A 16,733-nucleotide genomic window follows, 5' to 3' on the forward strand; every position below is an offset into this window, starting at 1 on the left:
TGCTTCAAAACACGCAAAATTAACATACAGCAGAGTTCAGGAGTCAGGAGTAAAACTAGCTTGTTGTCTGGCTTTAAAGTTAGATTTTGTACCTCATGGATTTGCAATCTGCTGTACTTACTATAGTCAATCTAAAATCCAAAATCTAAAATCCAAAATTATGTGACTCATGTTTCAACCAGAACCTTACTTAAAAACCATTTTTTATCGTTTGCGTGAAGACGGTTTTAACCTAAGTGTCAGGGAATATTTTTCTGCTTTAGATGCGATCGCTGGAGGTTGGGGAACTCAAAATAAAAAAGACTTTAAAAAACTTCTACGTTTGCTATGGTGTAAATCTGCGGAACAACAAGAGCATCTGGATCTGATATTTGATACCATTGTTGTTGAATCTGAAGAAACTGTAGAAATAATAAAAGAGAAATCTGGAAAAAGCCAAGAAGATGTAAAAAATGACAAAATTAACTCAGATTCGTCAGTAATAGTATCTTCTACTACCTCAATTGAAACCCCTCCTATGGTAACAAGCAAACCAACAATTCAGGATTTGTCACCATTAGCTGTTACCACTCCTCAAGCAATACAGGAATATGACAATGATGATGAGTTTAACACTCATTACCCCATTTCACGCCGTTTTATGGTTTATAGTTGGCGGTATTTACGCCGTCCTATTGCTGATGGAGTTAGGGATGTTTTAGATATTACTATGACCGTTGAAGAAGCCACCAAACAAGGGTTTTTCTTACAACCTGTCTATCGTCGGCGAGAAAAAAATCATGCTCACTTGCTGATTTTAGTAGATCAGGAAGGTTCAATGACTCCTTTCCATCATTTTAGCAAAGATTTAGTAGAAACGGCTCAATATGAAAGTTCTATAGAAAAAGTTAATGTTGCTTACTTTCATAATCTTCCAGCAGAATACATTTATCAAAATCGGTTTTTAAGTAATAAAGTTGCTTTAGAAACAGTTTTAAATCAATGTGATAGTGAAACCAGGGTGTTAATTGTTAGTGATGGGGGTGCAGCCAGAGGATACCGACGCAGAGAAAGAATATCCGCAACTACAGAGGTAATCTGGGAAATTCAACAACATACTAATTTAATAGCATGGCTTAATCCTGTTCCCCAATTACGCTGGAATAGTACCAGTGCTAAAATTATCTCACATTTAGTACCAATGTTTCCTATGAATAACGAGGGGTTAATACAAGCGATCGCAACATTACAAAGGTAAAGCGATTATGGAAATGGAAATAACAGATGAAATTATAGCGCAGAATAAAGTAGAGCGATTTGTCAGTCGTTTTGAGTCTTCTTATCGTTTGTTAGCTTGTCATGCAGCTTTACCTCTAGTATTAACTCCAGAATTAGTCAACTATCTTAGAGTCCAGTTTCTCAAAAGCGAAGGAGTACCCTGGATTGCAGAAGCTGACTTATTGTTATCTGATTTGTGTCGTCCGGTGGGTTATGAACTTTATGTAATGGATGAAGCAGGGAGAGCTTATTTATTAAACCAGTTGGAACAAGATGGAAGATTTGGTGAGAAAAGAATCAGGGAAATTGCTCATTTATTATTGAATTATGTTAATCATTTAGCTAAAACTAATCCATTTCTGGGAAAGAAAGATATACAAACGCAGAAATGGGGAGCAATGTTATATTTAGATACAGAGCAAACTGTTAGAGAAATTGCTACAGCTATTAATGAATCTATAATAAATAAGGCAGAAATCAGCCGCTTATACAAAATTACTGAAGATTTCAAACAACAGATAGATAAATCACAAACAGCTAAACCGGATCGGTTTCAAGATTTATTAAAATATGCTCAGGTAGTTAATGACTTATTGAGGAAGCCTGAAATAGTTAAAACAGAAGCAATTACAAGCTCGTATCAGATAGCAGGTAATAATTTAACTGTACCAGAAAGTTTAGTTAATTCTTCTATTAAAACCTTTAAAGTAGCCACCATCGAAATCAAAGAAACCCACATCGAAATCAAAGAAACCCACATCTTTGACTTTACTATAGCCACCTTAGAACGTCAGTTAGGTAAAGGTAAACAAAAAGAATGGGTCATTAACCGTCAACAAAGCCAAGCAGAGGGCATTATTGAGGTACTAGGAGCAGGAATTGAACTCGAAATGATAAAAATTCCTACAGGAACATTCTCAATGGGAGCGCCAGACAAAGAATTAAACAGTAACAATAGTGAAAGACCGCAACACAAGGTAACAGTTCCTAGCTTCTACATGGGGCGTTATCCTATTACCCAAGCACAGTGGAAATTGGTAGCCGAACTCCCACAAGTCAACAAACAACTAGACCCAGATCCATCTAGATTTAAAGGAACGAATCGCCCTGTTGAAAGTGTGTTTTGGTATGATGCGGTGGAGTTCTGCTCACGCCTTTCTCAATATACAGGTAGAACTTACCGCCTTCCTAGTGAAGCAGAATGGGAATATGCCTGTCGAGCCGGAACTACCACACCGTTTCACTTTGGAGAGACGATTACAGCAGATTTAGCTAACTATGATGGTAGAAACGCCTATGGTCAAGGACCCAAAGGAGTTTATAGAGAAGAAACAACAGAAGTAGGGAGTTTTGGAGTAGCTAATAATTTTGGATTATACGATATGCACGGGAATGTAAGGGAGTGGTGTTTAGATGATTGGCATGATAAGTATACAGATGCACCAGTAGATGGCAGTGCTTTGTTTAACGACGCTAATCTGCATAATGGGTCGAGGTACGCTGTGCTGCGGGGCGGTTCTTGGGTCAGCAATCCTGGATTCTGCCGTTCCGCGTATCGTGACTACAGCTATAGAGTCGGGCGCGACCTCTACGCCGATATTGGTTTTCGTGTTGTCTGCGTTGTTGGGAGAACTCTCTAGTAGCCCTTTATACTCTTACTCTTTTGCACTTTGCACTTGTTCTTTTTTACTTTTGTTAGCGTAGCTAAAATTTTTTTCAAAAAATCGTTTATGAATGTTAGTTCATATTTTCTAATAAAATGAAAGAATCATTTATTCAAAAAACTTATGACTTAATTAATATGGTATAATAAATGGACTATCCTTGATTTCAAGTAGTTAGTAGCAGTACATAAGATCGGAGAAAATCACAATGGAAAAAATTAATTTACGTTCCCATATAGGTAAAGATGGGATTCTTACTTTAGAATTACCTGTAGGAATTACAGATACAGATATAGATGTAACGTTAATACTTAAACCTGTCAATGATGGGACTAAAAAAACAGGCTGAAATCCGGGGTTTTTCACGGAAATAATTGGCGGTTGGGTAGGAGAATCTTTAGAAAGACCGGAACAGGGGGAATTTGAAACTGGGGAGCAATTATTTTGATTTATTTACTTGATACTAATGTTTGTATTCATTTATTAAACAACAGTAATCAGGCAATTACTAAAAGAATAGCACTAGAAGAACCAGAAAATATGTTATTTCTGTAATTACTCAATTAGAGCTTTATTATGGGGTATTTCGTAGTAATCAAAAAGATAAAAATTTACAATTATTACAAAGTTTTTTAAATCAATTTACCCTCATACCTTTAGATGAAGAATCCGCAAAAATAGCTGGTATAATCAAGGCTGATTTGGCTAGAATTGGTACGCCAATAGGTCCCTATGACGTGGAAATTGCAGCGATCGCTTTAGCAAATGATTTGATTTTAGTAACCCATAATACAAGGGAATTTAGTAGAGTAAATGGATTAAAAATAGAAGATTGGGAAAGTGAAACTTAGAGGATTTTATCTCGTTATCTCGATGTTCCAACTGTGTGCAAAATCTAAAATCCAAAATCTAAAATCTAAGAGGGTGTTTGAAAAGTTTCGAGTGGTGATTTTAGACACTCAATGATCCCCCCTAACCCCCCTTATTAAGCTATCCATTACCCACATCTTTCTTAACATGAAATTTGACAAAAAGGAGAAGTTATGCAGGGAGGTAGAGAGACAAAAAATCATCAGTGACTCTAGTTGAGGAGCATGAGAAGAAACAGAGCTTAAAAAAGCCTGATGTTCTAAAATTTATTTGTGCTAAAAATTGAAACTGACTGACAGGGTGAGGCTAAAGATTAATTAACGACAAGAGACTGACAGACCAGCCAACCTTGAACAAGATCATGTAATCGGCTCAATCCACGCCAGAGAACTTTCACACCAGGAGAACCATCACCTTTTCGACCCAAAAAACCACCCAATCGAGCAATCCAATTGACAACTTCAGCCAGAGTCGGTGGTGATGTATGAGGATAAAGTTGGTGATGTATAGTGGCATAGAGAACTTGCCACTCGTGAGTTTCTAAAACCTGTTCACAACTGGCATCTGGAGAAAAACGAGCTAAGTAAGTCAGCCACAACAAACGCCAAGCAACTATACTGTAGGTGGCCAAAGCCATTTCTAATCTTTGCGCCGTTTCTAGTTGTAACTTCTCCATCCCACAACCACTTTTTAAGACATAATGATAGCGTTCAATTAACCAACGATAACAATACCATTGCACAAACTTCTTCACATCTTCAATATTGGTAATGGCTAATGTGGTCAGAAGTAACCAACTAATCGGTTCAACCTCTGTTGGTGGGTCAACTTCTGTGACTAAAATTGCCTGTAATGTAATCGGAGCTAGTTGTTCTTTTTTGGCTCGATTTTGAGGTGGTTCAATGGTAATCGTGGCATAACGAATCGTCAGTGTAGCTGTAACGACCTGCAATGCTAATCGCTCAAACCTGCAATCATCGTCGTTTTCAGCCAGGATTATTTGCAACTATAATTTCAGTTGAACCAGAATTAATTGCAACTGAACCAGGATTAATTGCAACCAGCCTGCAATCATCCGTTTCGACCAGGATTATTTGCAAATAAGCTCAACACTTTACTAGGGTTGAGTTTTCTCTCCTTGATAAGGGTTTGTCAAAAAACTCATGTGAGAGTTTGATAAATTAACTTTGAATTCTTTACGAGTTTATTTACTGAAAAAACAACGGTAAAAGGAACTCTAAGCCTTACTAGTGACGCAGTAAAGAAAACGAACGTTTTCTTTACTTTTATAGTTGCAGATAATTCTGGCTCAAACCGATGATTGCAGGTTAGTTGCAAATAATCCTGGTTTGAAAATCCCTTGATTGCAGGTTTGACTGATTAGTATTGCAGGTTGCTACATGTAGCCGTTCTGGAAGGTCGAGTAGGATTACGTTTGACTTCCACCGTCATGATACCTTGAGAATCAACAGACTCTAAGGTTGCCCATAAATGCTCCTCACAATCAACCAAACAGCGATTTTGACTAGCTCGAATCAAAAAATCTGAGCCTTGACGACGAGGACAAGCAAATAAGTCATAAAAATCGGCTTCTCGGTCGGCAATTGTCACTACTTGTACTGAAGAAGGAATTATTGACTCTGTTGTGATTAAGGCATCAAGCCATCTTTGACTTTCTTTTTCTGCGGTTGGTTTTTGCTTTCTTTGTTCCGCTTTTCCTAATTCTTCCTCAATTCTAGACCACACCTGTTGCTCGATGATGCCTAATGGTATTCCCTGTGTGCTTGCTGTCAACACTGAATGGACTTTTAATCCTTGGGCATATTTACTGTCCAGATATCCTGTTCCTGATAGGGCTTTGTGGCTGGTATAGTTTAGTTCTGTTGTATCTTGTATTGCCAATACTACCTGATGCTTGACAATTCGCTCTACTGTCGCATCTCCATGTCCTTGTCTAATCATGGATGGTTTGATGTAGGGTGAATCCCAGAAGTTATATGTAGATGCAAGTCTGTGACCATGTTTCACTGGCTTGAGGTACACTAGCTTCTGGTTTTTCACTTAAGTTGGAGACTATTTTCATCAACCTTTTGGTTCTTCTTTTATCCCCTAACTCGGTTCTTTCTAGCTCTTCTGTGATCCACATTTTCCATTGACTGACTTTGGTTTGACTCTGGGTATTGTCATAGACAATACACAATTCCTGGCTTTTGTCAAACCTTATGTTAAGAAAGATGTGGGTAATGGATAGCTTATTAAGGGGGGAACTAGAGTCAAAATTCTCCTTTTTAAGGAGGATTTAGGAGGATCTAAAGTTTTTAATACATCAGCAACCGCTTTTCAAACATCCTCTAAAATCGAACCAATCCAAAATCTAAAATAGTATGTCTAAAATAGTATGAGAACTCCACAAAAAGAAATGCCCAATGTCATTCTGTTCACGAAGTGTGGCGTTAGCCATACGAAACGAAGTGTAGTGAAGAATCCTCCGAGATGCTTCGTTTCGCTTTGCTACACTCAGCATGACAAGACAGGATCATTTATTTTGTGGCTTACTCTATGTCTAACATCATTCGTGTCTGATATCGCAAAATGTCTAGTTTAGTATTGAGAGATTCTAATTGAGAAATTTTATTTTTGGCATACTTGGCTTGAATTAAACCTTCTAATAAAGGTTCTTCGGTAGTTGTTATGCCAAACTATTAGCTACACTCACTAAATAATATTAAAAAATGTATCAATAAATGACTAAAGGTATTGTAGGGGTTGACATACAAAGAGCATTTATTATTAACTATAAATGCAATCCAAATTATTTTTAGATAAACTTAAAGTTATGACTGGCAAAAAAGGTATTAAAATTCTAACAGAAATTCTGGATTTAAGCGGTGTAAAAGTTGTATCACATCGCCTTCATACCGGAATTGGAATGATTTTACAAATTGAACAAGAAAATTCATTTGCTACCTGCCCATATTGTGGCACAACCAGCCATAAATTACATCAAAATCATAGACATATTATTAAAGACCTCCCTTTTGGAGAAAAAGAAATATTTTTAGAAATTAATCGCCGACAGTTTAAATGTGAACAATGTAAAAAACCATTTAGTGAAGATTTAGATTTTGTTAAAAAGAAAAGAACTTTTACAAATCGCCTTGCAAATAAGACAATACAAGAAGTTTTAGAAAACGACATTCATAGTGTAGCAGCAAAAGGTATAGTAACAAAAGACGAAATAGAAAGAATGTTAAAAGACGCATCATCAGAATTACCAGATTTAAAACCTATAAATCTAAAAAGACTGGGAATTGATGAAATAGCTTTGAAGAAAGGACATGGGAATTACTGTGCAGTATTAGTAGATTTAGATCAGAGCAAACTAATTGCGATTTTAAGCGGACGAACACAAGAAATAATCAGGAAAACCCTTATGGGATGGGGGACAGAGATTCTAGAAAATATAGAAGAAGTCAGTATAGATTTGTGGAGTGGCTATAAAACTTTAGTAACAGAATTAATGCCAAATGCTCAAGTAGTAGCTGATAGATTTCATGTAATGACACAGATTAACAAAGAATTAGATACACAAAGAAAAAGGGAAAAACGGAAAGTTGAAGATTTAATCAAGAAAGCAAATACAACAGAAAAATCTAAATATGAAGAAATATTAGCTGGATTGAAGAATAGTAAATATCCCTTACTTAAAAATGAAGATAAGTTAACCCAAGAGCAATTAGAGAAACTGATTCAAGTTAAAAATGTCTCGCCTATTTTGAAGGAAATGCACGAATTTAAAGAAAAGATTAGGCAAATTTTTAATACTACACAAGATTGGTATACGGGAGTTTTCAAATTAGGTATGTGGTTATCGAGAGCTAAAAATACTTCCCAAATAGCAACAATACTATTATTCGTTGGTATCAGGAAATTATAGCCTACTTTGATAATAGGACAACCAGTGGTACTGTGGAAGGAATTAATAACAAGCTTAAACTAATAAAACGTTCGGGATATGGATTTAAAAACTTTGAAAATTTCCGAATTAGATGCTTATTAAGTTGGCATTATGTTTAATAGTTTAGCATAAAAAGTACCGAAGAGCCCTAATAAATCATAGAGTTGATTGATAATTCTGTCTCCTAATGTGAATTTATGAATTTTTGGTAATCGCTCAATAATTGGCACATACCATTTAATACAATCATAGGTCTTTTGGATGACCGATAGTTCTTTCATTTCTTAATATATTTTAATATTTCTCGTCAAATAATTCGAGTCATCAAGATGTCGCAAAAAGAGCAATTGGAGGACTACCTAAACCCAATTTTGCAAAAAAATTTTTAACGCTCCGCTTTGCTCCGCTAACAAAAGTAAAAAAGAACAAGTGCAAAGTGCAAAAGAGTAAGAGTATAAAGGGCTACTGGATAGTTCTCCCAACAACGCAGACAACACGCAAACCGATACCGTCGTTGATGTTGCCGCGCTCGCCCCAAGGGTTAAGGTAACGATACGCGGAACGGCAGATCTCAGGAGAGGAGATCCAAGAACCGCCCCGCAGTACAACGCGTCCTGACTTGTCACTTAGTTTATCATCATTATCAAACCAAGCACTCCCATCTACTGGTGCATCTGTATACTTATCATGCCAATCATCCAAACACCACTCCCATAAATTCCCGTGCATATCGTATAATCCAAAATTATTAGCTACTCCAAAACTCCCTACTTCTGTTGTTTCTTTTCTATAAACTCCTTTGGGTCCTTGGCCATAAGAACTTCTACCATCATAGTTAGCTAAATCTGTGGTAATCGTCTCTCCAAAGTGGAATGGTGTCTTAGTCCCCGCTCGACAGGCATATTCCCATTCTGCTTCGCTAGGGAGGCTATACTGCCTTTTTGTATGATTTGAGAGCCGTGAACAAAACTCCACCGCATCATACCAAGAAACTTGCTCAACGGGACGATTCGCTCCTTTAAATCTAGATGGGTCTGGGTTTAGTTTTTTATTGACTTGTGGGAGTTTGGCTACAAATTTCCATTGTGCCTGGGTAACAGGATATTGACCCATGTAGAAGCTAGGAACTGTTACCTCATGTTGCGGTCTTTCATTATTTCTACTATCTAATTCATCTTTCGGCGCTCCCATTATAAAAGTGCCACCAGGAATCAGCATCATGTCCAGTTGAATATCATTACCTAAATCTTCTCTAAAATATTGTGCTGTTCTTTCGTACTCATGAATCACAATTTTTGGCACTTTTTGTCACCCTATTGTTACAAATTCTATTATTGGGACTTTACCCTAATACAATTCAGTTACAGCAGAATTCAGGAGTCAGGAGTAAAACTGGCTTGGTGTCTGGCTTTGAATTTAGATTCTGTACCCAATTGATCTGCAATCCGCTCTAAATCCAAAAATCTTAAATTACTCAGCGATAGCGCAAGCGCTGCGAAGCGCTTCGCAGCGATCGCCTTCCTATCCATTCCCCATTTTCTTAGGGGAAACTTTGAGTAGAGAGTAGAGAATCGCTGCTGCAAGCAGTTCGCATTTTTAATTCTTAAGGGAAAATAGTTGAGTAAGATTAACTATCTCAGTGCCAAAAGCGATCGCTTAAAGTAGGTATAGCACTATAAAAATCCCCCCGAAGTTTCCCTTAAGAAAATCTGCCAATTACAAGTTAGAGGGATGCGATTGGCTACGCCAGTGCCGCAGGCGATCGCTCTATTAAAGTATACAAAAATTTCCCTCAAGAAAATTCTGCACGGTGTCTTTAATACATTTTTCCCCCAGTATTCTTGGTTTCCCTTAAGAAAATGGTAGGGGTGCTATCGCAAAGCCTAGGAATCGCCCAAGAACACCCATTAAAAATTTCCCCTAAGAAAAAGCAGACATATCAAACAAGCTTAACTGTCCTTCCACAACATTACCCCTACCCCCACGATGGTAATTAAGATGACATGACGCGCACACTGGTATCAAGTTCTCAACCCTGTTATCAGTAGGTATCATATTGTGGTGATGAACTTGCAGGTTATAGGCACGGGGTTTAATATTGTCAGCAGGTATTTCACCAGGACGTAAGCAGACACGCCCACATTTTTGACAACGCCAATCAGCTTTTTCTTTGATGGATTGAGCTAGTTCTTTCCAGTGCTTTGGGTAGTCACTCATGATAACTATTAAAGCTAGATACTAGTATTTTACAGTTTCCCTTAAGAAAATTCACTCTTATGGGTTCTACAGTCACAATTCATACAGCAAAAGTAATTACTTTTGCTGGCTTTGGGTTGAGTTTTTTAACCAATCCTCAATCAATTCATTGACAACATCCCCCATAGGTCTATCCTGCTGAGTACACGCCACTTTAAACCTCAGCTTTATCTCTTTGTCTATATACACACTCAACTCAGCTTTACCTTCGGGAATCTTTTTAGCCATCATTCCACCGTTATCTCGATTACTCGATAACTAGTATTCTCGCATTCCGTTGTTAAACCGCTGTTTTTGCGAGATTGCGAGATTGCGCGGTAATTGTTAGGATAAAAATAAGGCGATGCTTACGGCTGGCTTACACCTACGCCTATCTGCCAAGAATCCGCGATAGCTGCGCCCCCTCAAGGCATCGCCCTAACCCTTACAGGTAAATTCATGATGACACAAGTTCAAAGTCTTATATCAGGTGCTGAAAGCAACCAAATCAGCTACGTCAAAGAACCCACTGCTGGCAGAGAACCATTGAAACATCTGTTGATTGGGACACGCACAGCCGTAATCAGCACAATCCATAATTTACAAGTTCTTGGCTATGCCGATGTTGGGGACTGGAGCCAACCCATGCCCACCGGCAATACTGGGGAAGTGATGAGCATTTTAAGTAGACAAATCTTGATTAAATAACTTGCCTAAAACGCTATTCTTTCAGCCCCGGTTTTCACTGGGGTTTTTTTATTGCTGCTTTCAGTATGATAGCGATCGCTCGCTTCCCTCTATATTTTCCCTTAAGAATATGAAAAATCATGATTGGATGCTAGGAATATTAATTTTAATGGTTGTGAGTGCAGGGTTAATTATTCCAATTACGTATAATTATGATTTATATAATCAAGACAAGCAATTTAAAAAGGAGGGATTAAGACCCTCCGAGTAAGTAGTATCTCTGTATTCAATGTTTTAATTCAATCCTCTTTGTTGAGTCCGCCGTATGAGTTTCCATAATGTCCAGCAAGAGATGATGATTCAAAAATCATACCTCCTGTTTTATGTTTACACTGGAGAATAAAATGTTTAATTTCATCCACAGAACAATGATGTTCAATCATGATTTTTACCTGTGGAACTATTCGGGCTGGTGTAGGTAAGCTGCGATTTTTCCATTCACCATTGACCTTAATTTCGTAGTAATAACCCCATCTCCAATGCAGATGGTTGAATTTATCCCTTTCCCCTTGAACCCTTGGATAAGTAACAATTGTTCCATCCTTGAGTTTCTTATTTTCAAGGTATGGGGCAAGGCTACCTGATGCTATTTTTTTTCTTGGGGGAAACTTCCGGCTCAATTAATGGTTCAGCACTTCGACAAAGCTCAGTGACCAAGTTTTCCCTTAAGAATTGTTCTATGAGGTGTTGGGGTGCGATCGCCTGCGGCACTGGCGTAGCCAATCGCTTATTTGACTATTTGAGATTTCCCTTAAGAAAATGGTAGGGGTGCGATTCCTGCGGAGCGCCTAACACCTAACCATGCTTAATCAAAGCCTACTCTGTATCCAAATCATCTACGATTTTGTCCAGACGGTTGTTTGCATCTTTGGCAATCTGCATATAGCGCACACTAGCCATAAGTCCCACAGCCGTAGTCACAGCACCTTCTGATGCTTTATTGTTAATCAAATACCCAGCACCAACAAGACTGATACCAAAAGATAAAGCAGTAGCAATTAAGGCAAAGTCAAAACTGCGGCGGGCTTGACGTAATCTCTCTTTAATAATCAGTGTCAAGTAAGGGTTGGATTTAGGAGCAGGTTGAATGTTATGCTGATTAGTCATAATCCAGTAGTTTTGGTTAATTTGCTTTGATAAATCCATTAACCATTGGATTTCGCTTGCTGTGGTCAATTTTATGTACAACTTGTATGTAAACCTTATGTCTGGTTTATGTACTGTAAAACTTATGTAAAAGTTATTGTGAGTCATGGGGAAGCGTTCTTTTCGGGCATCAGCAGCAGGAGTTGAAAAACTGAACCAAGCGTTTGAGAAATACGGTAAAACGCAGGATTACCTAGCTGGTGTAGGGGGGTGTACTCGACAGACCGTAAATAAATTTTTGACAGGAAAACCTATTAGTAAGGAACTGTTTACTTCTCTGTGCAATGAGTTAGAATTGGATTGGCAAGATATTACTGAACTAGAGTTCGATCATCAAGATGAAAATTCCAGGACTATTGTTACTAGTATGAATAGAGCAACTGGTATTTATACTTCTAGAACTGGAGCAGTAACAACAGTAGAAGAACTAAATAACGTTAAAACTTATATTACATCTGATACTATTAATGGTCAATTTAGTATTACAATGCCAGGCGATATAAATAGTCTTTTAAATAATTCTGAAAAACAAAATAATTTGCTAAAAGCCCTGATAATGCTTTCAGGTGATAAAAATGCTACGATATCTAAAATAGAAAAAGGCAGTATAAAAATAACCTTCAATGTTTCTCCAGATGGCATTAAAAAGCTGGACGAAGAACCAGATAAAATTATTTTAGTAGCAAGAATCATTAGCAGAGCTAAAGGTGAAGAATTAGACCTAAGTGATACAGATTTAAGTGGCGTTGATTTGAGTGGCGTTGACTTGAGTGGTATTAACTTCAGTTGTGCTGACCTGAGCAATGCTAATTTACAAGATGCCAATTTAGCAAATGCTGATTTAGATTGTGCAGACTTGAGTGGTGCTAATCTAGAGCGTGCTAATTTAAGAGGTACATCTTTAAATGATACTATAATTGACAACAAGTGGCTTACAGTTTGGAGGATTGTCAATCAGTCATCTGTAGATCGAAATTTAAGTGGTGCTAATTTAGAGCGTGCTAATTTAACGTTTGCTAATTTAAATGGTGCTAATTTAAGGAGTGCTAATTTAAATGGTGCTAATTTAAGTGGTGCTGATTTAAGTGGTGCTAATTTAATTGTTGCTGATTTAAGTGGTGCTACTTTATGGAGTGCTAATTTAAATGGTGCTAATTTAACGTTTGCTAATTTAAGTGGTGCTGATTTAACGTTTGCTAATTTAAATGCTGCTAATTTAAATGCTGCTAATTTAATTGGCGCTACTTTGTGGGGTGCTAATTTAAATGCTGCTAATTTAATTGGTGCTGATTTAAGTGGTGCTACTTTATGGAGTGCTAATTTAAGTGGCGCTACTTTGTGGAGTGCTAATTTAAGTGGTGCTGATTTAAGGAGTGCTGATTTAAGGAGTGCTGATTTAACCAGCACCAAAGTTGAAAACGCTCAGTTTAAAGAAACTTCAGGAATTACTGAGGATGCAAAACGTGAATTAAAACAACGCGGGGCAATTTTTGAAGATTCTCCCGGCGATCGCTCTAAAATTCCTACTCGTTAAAATTTCCCTCAAGAAAATTTGTAAGGTTGCGAACTGTAGCCAATCACCTATACAAGCACAGCGAACTGGCAAGTCAGCGATTGGGCGATCGCTCTTGTTTCCCTTAAGAATTAATTAGGGTGTTTATTTCTAATTCTTCGTTCCCTCTCTTCAATAGTTTTAATTCCCCCTGTTAAATCTGTTGAATAAATGTCAACTCCAATATTCGTTAAGTTTGTAATCCATCTTTGCTGGACTTCTTCTGAGCAATGAGCCATAGCATCAGCCCAAGTTGGGAGTCTGCTATGCTCTAAATTAAATCTATATTTATAGTAAAAAGATTGTGGGTTGTGAGGTTCACCGACCGGATGATTTACCGCACATTCTTGGCATTTATCTTTACTTGGTGGCATTAATGAAAACGTCATAATTACTCCTTGTAAATTTCCTCAATACCTGCGTTAATAGCTTCTTGTGGTGTATCAAATTTGCCTTTTAAAAAAGGGCTTTTAGGGTAATCAGGGTTTGTAAACTCATAGGGTAATGAGTTTTGATACCTTAATAAAAATGAGTATTTAGTTTTATCTTCTGGACATAACCATACATCAATATGATGATATCCTTTTAACCCTTTATTTTTGTATAGTGAAAAATGCTGAACTGGGTAAGCTGGCTGCTTAACATTCCAGTGGTGATGACAAGAGTTGCACCATACAGTTAAATCGGTTTTGCTCTTTCTATAAATATCCTCACTGTTACATCTTGTACATTTCATTTTTCGTTACCTAAATTAATCTGGTTTATGCTTCTTAGTTTTATTCTGAAGAATGAAGCTTTTGATTTCCTCAACTGGATATTTTTTATCAATCATTTCCCTTACTAATGGTGCAATTCTCGCTGGTATCGGCATTGATTTATTTCGCCATTCACCATTAACTTTAACTTCGTAGTAATACCCCCATCGCCAATGATCATAGTTTAACTTATCCCTCTCCCCAGTAACTCTAGGGTAAGTAACTATTGTTCCATCCTTGAGCTTCTTATTTTCTAGAAATGGTGCAAGACTTCCTGAAGCTATTTTTGATTTCTTAGTCTTAATCTCTTCTTGAGAAGCTTCTGATTTTTCCCTTAAGAATTTCTCAACTAACTCCTGGGGTGCGATCGCTAACTGTTCAATCAAATCGTCATCTTGACCCCAGAAATAGCATTTTAAGTCAGCGTAGCTGTTGCCGTATTTAACAGAGAAGTATTCACCAGGACTTGCTTCTATAATTTCCCCTACCCTGCCATTGAGGATATATTCACCAGGTTTAAATTCAGGTTTAGGTGACAGGTGACAGGTGACAGGTGACAGTAAAGAAAGTTCAATATCCCATAGTCCGGGCATACCCCTAGCTGGTATTGGTTCATTGAGAATTACCACGTTTTCTAACTTCCAGGCATAACGGCCAACTTCCCACAAACCACATCTTAATTCTGTCTCTGACTGCTGACTGATAAATTCCTCAGTCATTTTGATACAGTCGGTAAGGTCTGCGATCGCAACTATAGAACCAAAAGGCACATTTTCCCCTAAGAAATCTGGAGATAAATCTGCAAACGCACCTAACCAATAATATGTATCCTCTTGTTTTACAGCAGCGTGTATGGCAATTTTTCCCCGATAGTTGGTAGCTTTACCCCTTGTTTCATAATGCTTATATTTGCCTACCAGAGAAGCCCAAGGTTGATGTAGAGTAAGGGCTTTAATTTTAGTTGTCGTGGTTTGATTGTCGGTGTTTGTCGTGGTTGCTAAAACTTCCAACTCCTGCGAGTTCTGCAAGGTAACAGACTCGTTTAAGGACAATTTCTGCTTGTTGGGGTGTAACTGCTCTGCCGTAGAGATCAATGCAGTGCCGTCTATTTTTGATGTGGTGTCCCGTGCCGGGATAAGTGGGAGTTGCACTGATAGTATCTCTCCAGTGTCCGCTAATGGGTACTCCACCCAACCAATCGGGAACCCCATCATCCAGCCCGAAACCATTGGGTGTAACTTGTCCCCCTGGTTGATGAATGGCCTCAATTTCTGCTCTAATCTGTTCGTCCCAGCCGGTCGGCAGTTTCCCGAACCTTTGGGGTAAGTCGTGGGGGTAGGCAATAACAAAAACTCGCTCTCGTTCGTGGGGTGCGCCAAGCTCCGACGCTGAAATGATTTCTGGATCTTCGTAACTGTATTCGACCATTCGGAGTCCCCCAAGAACTGCTCTAAGTCCGTTGTTAATAATTCCTCTGGGTTGCTCAATAACAACAAATTCAGGCTGTTCAACTGCGATCGCTCTGAGGGAATAAAAGAACATTTTTGACTCTGGGTGGTTGAGTCCTTCTCGCTTGCCGGCGTTACTTGTTCCCGTGCAGGGGAATGATACCCAGTGGATGTTATGCCGTTTGAATTGTCCTTGATAGGTTCTGATATCTGGGTGAATAGGGATTTTTGGGAATCTATAACTAAGCACTCGTTGGGCGCTGCTGTCGATTTCGATAAACTGGGTTGTTCTAATTCCAAGTTTGTCACCGGCAATGGTGGCTGCACCTGTTCCGGCGTAACTGTCGAGCATGGTAAGCATGATTTTATTTCCCTTAATAACTGAAGCTTGTTAATTTCAGAGAATGAGTAAGCACATTTAATCCAGCCGTCCCAATCAATAGAAAAGCCAGTTTTACCAACGCTGCATACTTCACCGCTGCGCTGCTCTTTTTTAGAGAAGATACGTAGCCCTAGTCCATCGTAGATGTCGCTTACTTGCAGATTTTCCCCTAAGAATTGCTCACCTTTCTCCTGCTCCCAAATATCCTTACTAGATAGCTGCTGAGAATCATCAAAATCCTCATCGTCACAATTGTTTAGCCATTCTTGATAGGCTTTCTCAAAGTCGCTAAAATCTGTAAAATCTTTGGCTTGTGGAACTGGTAAAAATGACAGGTTAGCGATCGCAACCTTTTGTTTTTCGATTTCCCCTAAGAATAAAACCTCAGCTAATCCAGTGGTTTTGTAAAACTTATAAGCCTTAATCTTTTTCCCACTGGAATGCAAATACACTCCACCCTGTTTAAATTTATGTGGCTTGTTTTTATTAGCCCTTGCCACAGATAATTCTTGCTGATTTTCAGCTTCTACCTTGGCGCAATGTACATACCACCTGGGGTTTAAGTAAGCTTTTTTAATCTTACTGTTGATAATTTCTTGATTGTCTGTAGAGTTGCAATAAATTATCTCACCATCGTAATGGTATGTATTGTTGCTATATACCCAATATTGCGGGTATGTATCCCACAGTCCACCCTTATCTTCCCAGTGATCAGGAAT

17 protein-coding genes and 4 pseudogenes are annotated in these 16,733 nt (G+C 38.2%); 7 read left to right on the top strand and 14 right to left on the bottom strand.

Annotation, left to right across the window (positions count from 1 at the left end; all coding sequences use genetic code 11):
- Positions 1-169 precede the first annotated feature (169 nt).
- The 4 genes from ACOWPH_RS28655 (at position 170) to ACOWPH_RS28670 (ending at position 3,772) form a co-directional block, all read left to right on the top strand.
- Positions 170-1,237: a hypothetical protein gene (locus tag ACOWPH_RS28655; protein WP_015217741.1), complete on the top strand. Its 1,068-nt coding sequence runs from the start codon at positions 170-172 to the stop codon at positions 1,235-1,237.
- 7 nt (positions 1,238-1,244) lie between these two features.
- On the top strand, positions 1,245-2,897 hold the full coding sequence (locus ACOWPH_RS28660; RefSeq protein WP_015217742.1) for a formylglycine-generating enzyme family protein: 1,653 nt from the start codon (positions 1,245-1,247) through the stop codon (positions 2,895-2,897).
- 232 nt (positions 2,898-3,129) lie between these two features.
- Entirely contained in the window at positions 3,130-3,270 is a 141-nt protein-coding gene (locus tag ACOWPH_RS28665) for a hypothetical protein (RefSeq protein ID WP_242043109.1), read from the top strand.
- Positions 3,271-3,475: 205 nt separating this feature from the next.
- Positions 3,476-3,772 (top strand): PIN domain-containing protein, encoded by a 297-nt coding sequence (locus ACOWPH_RS28670; protein WP_250973266.1) that lies wholly within the window; start codon positions 3,476-3,478, stop codon positions 3,770-3,772.
- Positions 3,773-4,104: 332 nt separating this feature from the next.
- Here the strand turns inward: ACOWPH_RS28670 and ACOWPH_RS28675 are convergent.
- From ACOWPH_RS28675 to ACOWPH_RS28690, 4 genes and pseudogenes are all read right to left on the bottom strand, one after another.
- Positions 4,105-4,728, bottom strand: a pseudogene (locus tag ACOWPH_RS28675) (IS4 family transposase); the annotation flags it as partial.
- Between the two features lie 443 nt (positions 4,729-5,171).
- Positions 5,172-5,753, bottom strand: coding sequence for an IS4 family transposase (locus ACOWPH_RS28680; protein ID WP_081593772.1), 582 nt, complete (start codon positions 5,751-5,753; stop codon positions 5,172-5,174).
- Positions 5,754-5,784: 31 nt separating this feature from the next.
- Entirely contained in the window at positions 5,785-5,937 is a 153-nt protein-coding gene (locus tag ACOWPH_RS28685) for an IS4/Tn5 family transposase DNA-binding protein (RefSeq protein WP_422665746.1), read from the bottom strand.
- Between the two features lie 409 nt (positions 5,938-6,346).
- Positions 6,347-6,463: pseudogene (locus ACOWPH_RS28690) on the bottom strand (four helix bundle protein); the annotation flags it as partial.
- A gap of 164 nt (positions 6,464-6,627) precedes the next feature.
- Here ACOWPH_RS28690 and ACOWPH_RS28695 point away from each other — a divergent pair.
- Positions 6,628-7,868, top strand: a pseudogene (locus tag ACOWPH_RS28695) (ISL3 family transposase).
- Between the two features lie 3 nt (positions 7,869-7,871).
- On the opposite strand, the pseudogene ACOWPH_RS28700 reads toward ACOWPH_RS28695, so the two are convergent.
- From ACOWPH_RS28700 to ACOWPH_RS28715, 4 genes and pseudogenes are all read right to left on the bottom strand, one after another.
- Positions 7,872-8,030 (bottom strand): annotated as a pseudogene (locus tag ACOWPH_RS28700) (four helix bundle protein); the annotation flags it as partial.
- Between the two features lie 181 nt (positions 8,031-8,211).
- Positions 8,212-9,051 carry a formylglycine-generating enzyme family protein gene (locus ACOWPH_RS28705; protein ID WP_015217744.1) on the bottom strand — a complete coding sequence of 280 codons (840 nt, stop codon included), beginning with the start codon at positions 9,049-9,051 and terminating at the stop codon, positions 8,212-8,214.
- A gap of 618 nt (positions 9,052-9,669) precedes the next feature.
- A complete protein-coding gene (locus ACOWPH_RS28710; RefSeq protein WP_015217745.1) occupies positions 9,670-9,966 on the bottom strand; it encodes an HNH endonuclease in 297 nt (98 codons plus the stop codon).
- 96 nt (positions 9,967-10,062) lie between these two features.
- The gene (locus ACOWPH_RS28715; RefSeq protein WP_015217746.1) at positions 10,063-10,236 is read right to left on the bottom strand and encodes a plasmid partition protein ParG; all 174 of its coding nucleotides are present in this window, start codon (positions 10,234-10,236) and stop codon (positions 10,063-10,065) included.
- 207 nt (positions 10,237-10,443) lie between these two features.
- Here ACOWPH_RS28715 and ACOWPH_RS28720 point away from each other — a divergent pair, with 207 nt between their 5' ends.
- Positions 10,444-10,692, top strand: coding sequence for a hypothetical protein (locus ACOWPH_RS28720; protein WP_015217747.1), 249 nt, complete (start codon positions 10,444-10,446; stop codon positions 10,690-10,692).
- A gap of 278 nt (positions 10,693-10,970) precedes the next feature.
- Here the strand turns inward: ACOWPH_RS28720 and ACOWPH_RS28725 are convergent, their stop codons facing one another.
- Both ACOWPH_RS28725 and ACOWPH_RS28730 read right to left on the bottom strand, forming a co-directional pair.
- Entirely contained in the window at positions 10,971-11,351 is a 381-nt protein-coding gene (locus ACOWPH_RS28725; RefSeq protein ID WP_042466415.1) for a hypothetical protein, read from the bottom strand.
- A 196-nt stretch (positions 11,352-11,547) separates the two neighbouring features.
- On the bottom strand, positions 11,548-11,907 hold the full coding sequence (locus ACOWPH_RS28730) for a TRADD-N-associated membrane domain-containing protein (protein ID WP_242043054.1): 360 nt from the start codon (positions 11,905-11,907) through the stop codon (positions 11,548-11,550).
- Between the two features lie 76 nt (positions 11,908-11,983).
- On the opposite strand from ACOWPH_RS28730, the gene ACOWPH_RS28735 reads away from it, so the two are divergent.
- Entirely contained in the window at positions 11,984-13,411 is a 1,428-nt protein-coding gene (locus ACOWPH_RS28735) for a pentapeptide repeat-containing protein (protein WP_015217750.1), read from the top strand.
- Between the two features lie 110 nt (positions 13,412-13,521).
- On the opposite strand, the gene ACOWPH_RS28740 is transcribed toward ACOWPH_RS28735, so the two are convergent.
- Genes ACOWPH_RS28740 through ACOWPH_RS28755 form a run of 4 tightly spaced genes read right to left on the bottom strand, consistent with a single transcriptional unit; the run spans position 13,522 to position 15,993 of the window.
- Complete coding sequence (locus ACOWPH_RS28740; protein WP_015217751.1) at positions 13,522-13,818, bottom strand: hypothetical protein; 297 nt, start codon at positions 13,816-13,818, stop codon at positions 13,522-13,524.
- A gap of 2 nt (positions 13,819-13,820) precedes the next feature.
- Complete coding sequence (locus tag ACOWPH_RS28745; RefSeq protein ID WP_015217752.1) at positions 13,821-14,165, bottom strand: hypothetical protein; 345 nt, start codon at positions 14,163-14,165, stop codon at positions 13,821-13,823.
- 15 nt (positions 14,166-14,180) lie between these two features.
- Entirely contained in the window at positions 14,181-15,212 is a 1,032-nt protein-coding gene (locus tag ACOWPH_RS28750; protein ID WP_171815843.1) for a hypothetical protein, read from the bottom strand.
- On the bottom strand, positions 15,142-15,993 hold the full coding sequence (locus ACOWPH_RS28755; protein WP_081593775.1) for a DNA cytosine methyltransferase: 852 nt from the start codon (positions 15,991-15,993) through the stop codon (positions 15,142-15,144). Before ACOWPH_RS28755 ends, ACOWPH_RS28750 begins: the two co-directional genes overlap by 71 nt.
- Between the last annotated feature and the right edge of the window lie 740 nt (positions 15,994-16,733).

The sequence above is a fragment of the Anabaena sp. PCC 7938 genome, assembly GCF_049315035.1.
Taxonomy (GTDB): Bacteria; Cyanobacteriota; Cyanobacteriia; order Cyanobacteriales; family Nostocaceae; genus Anabaena; species Anabaena cylindrica.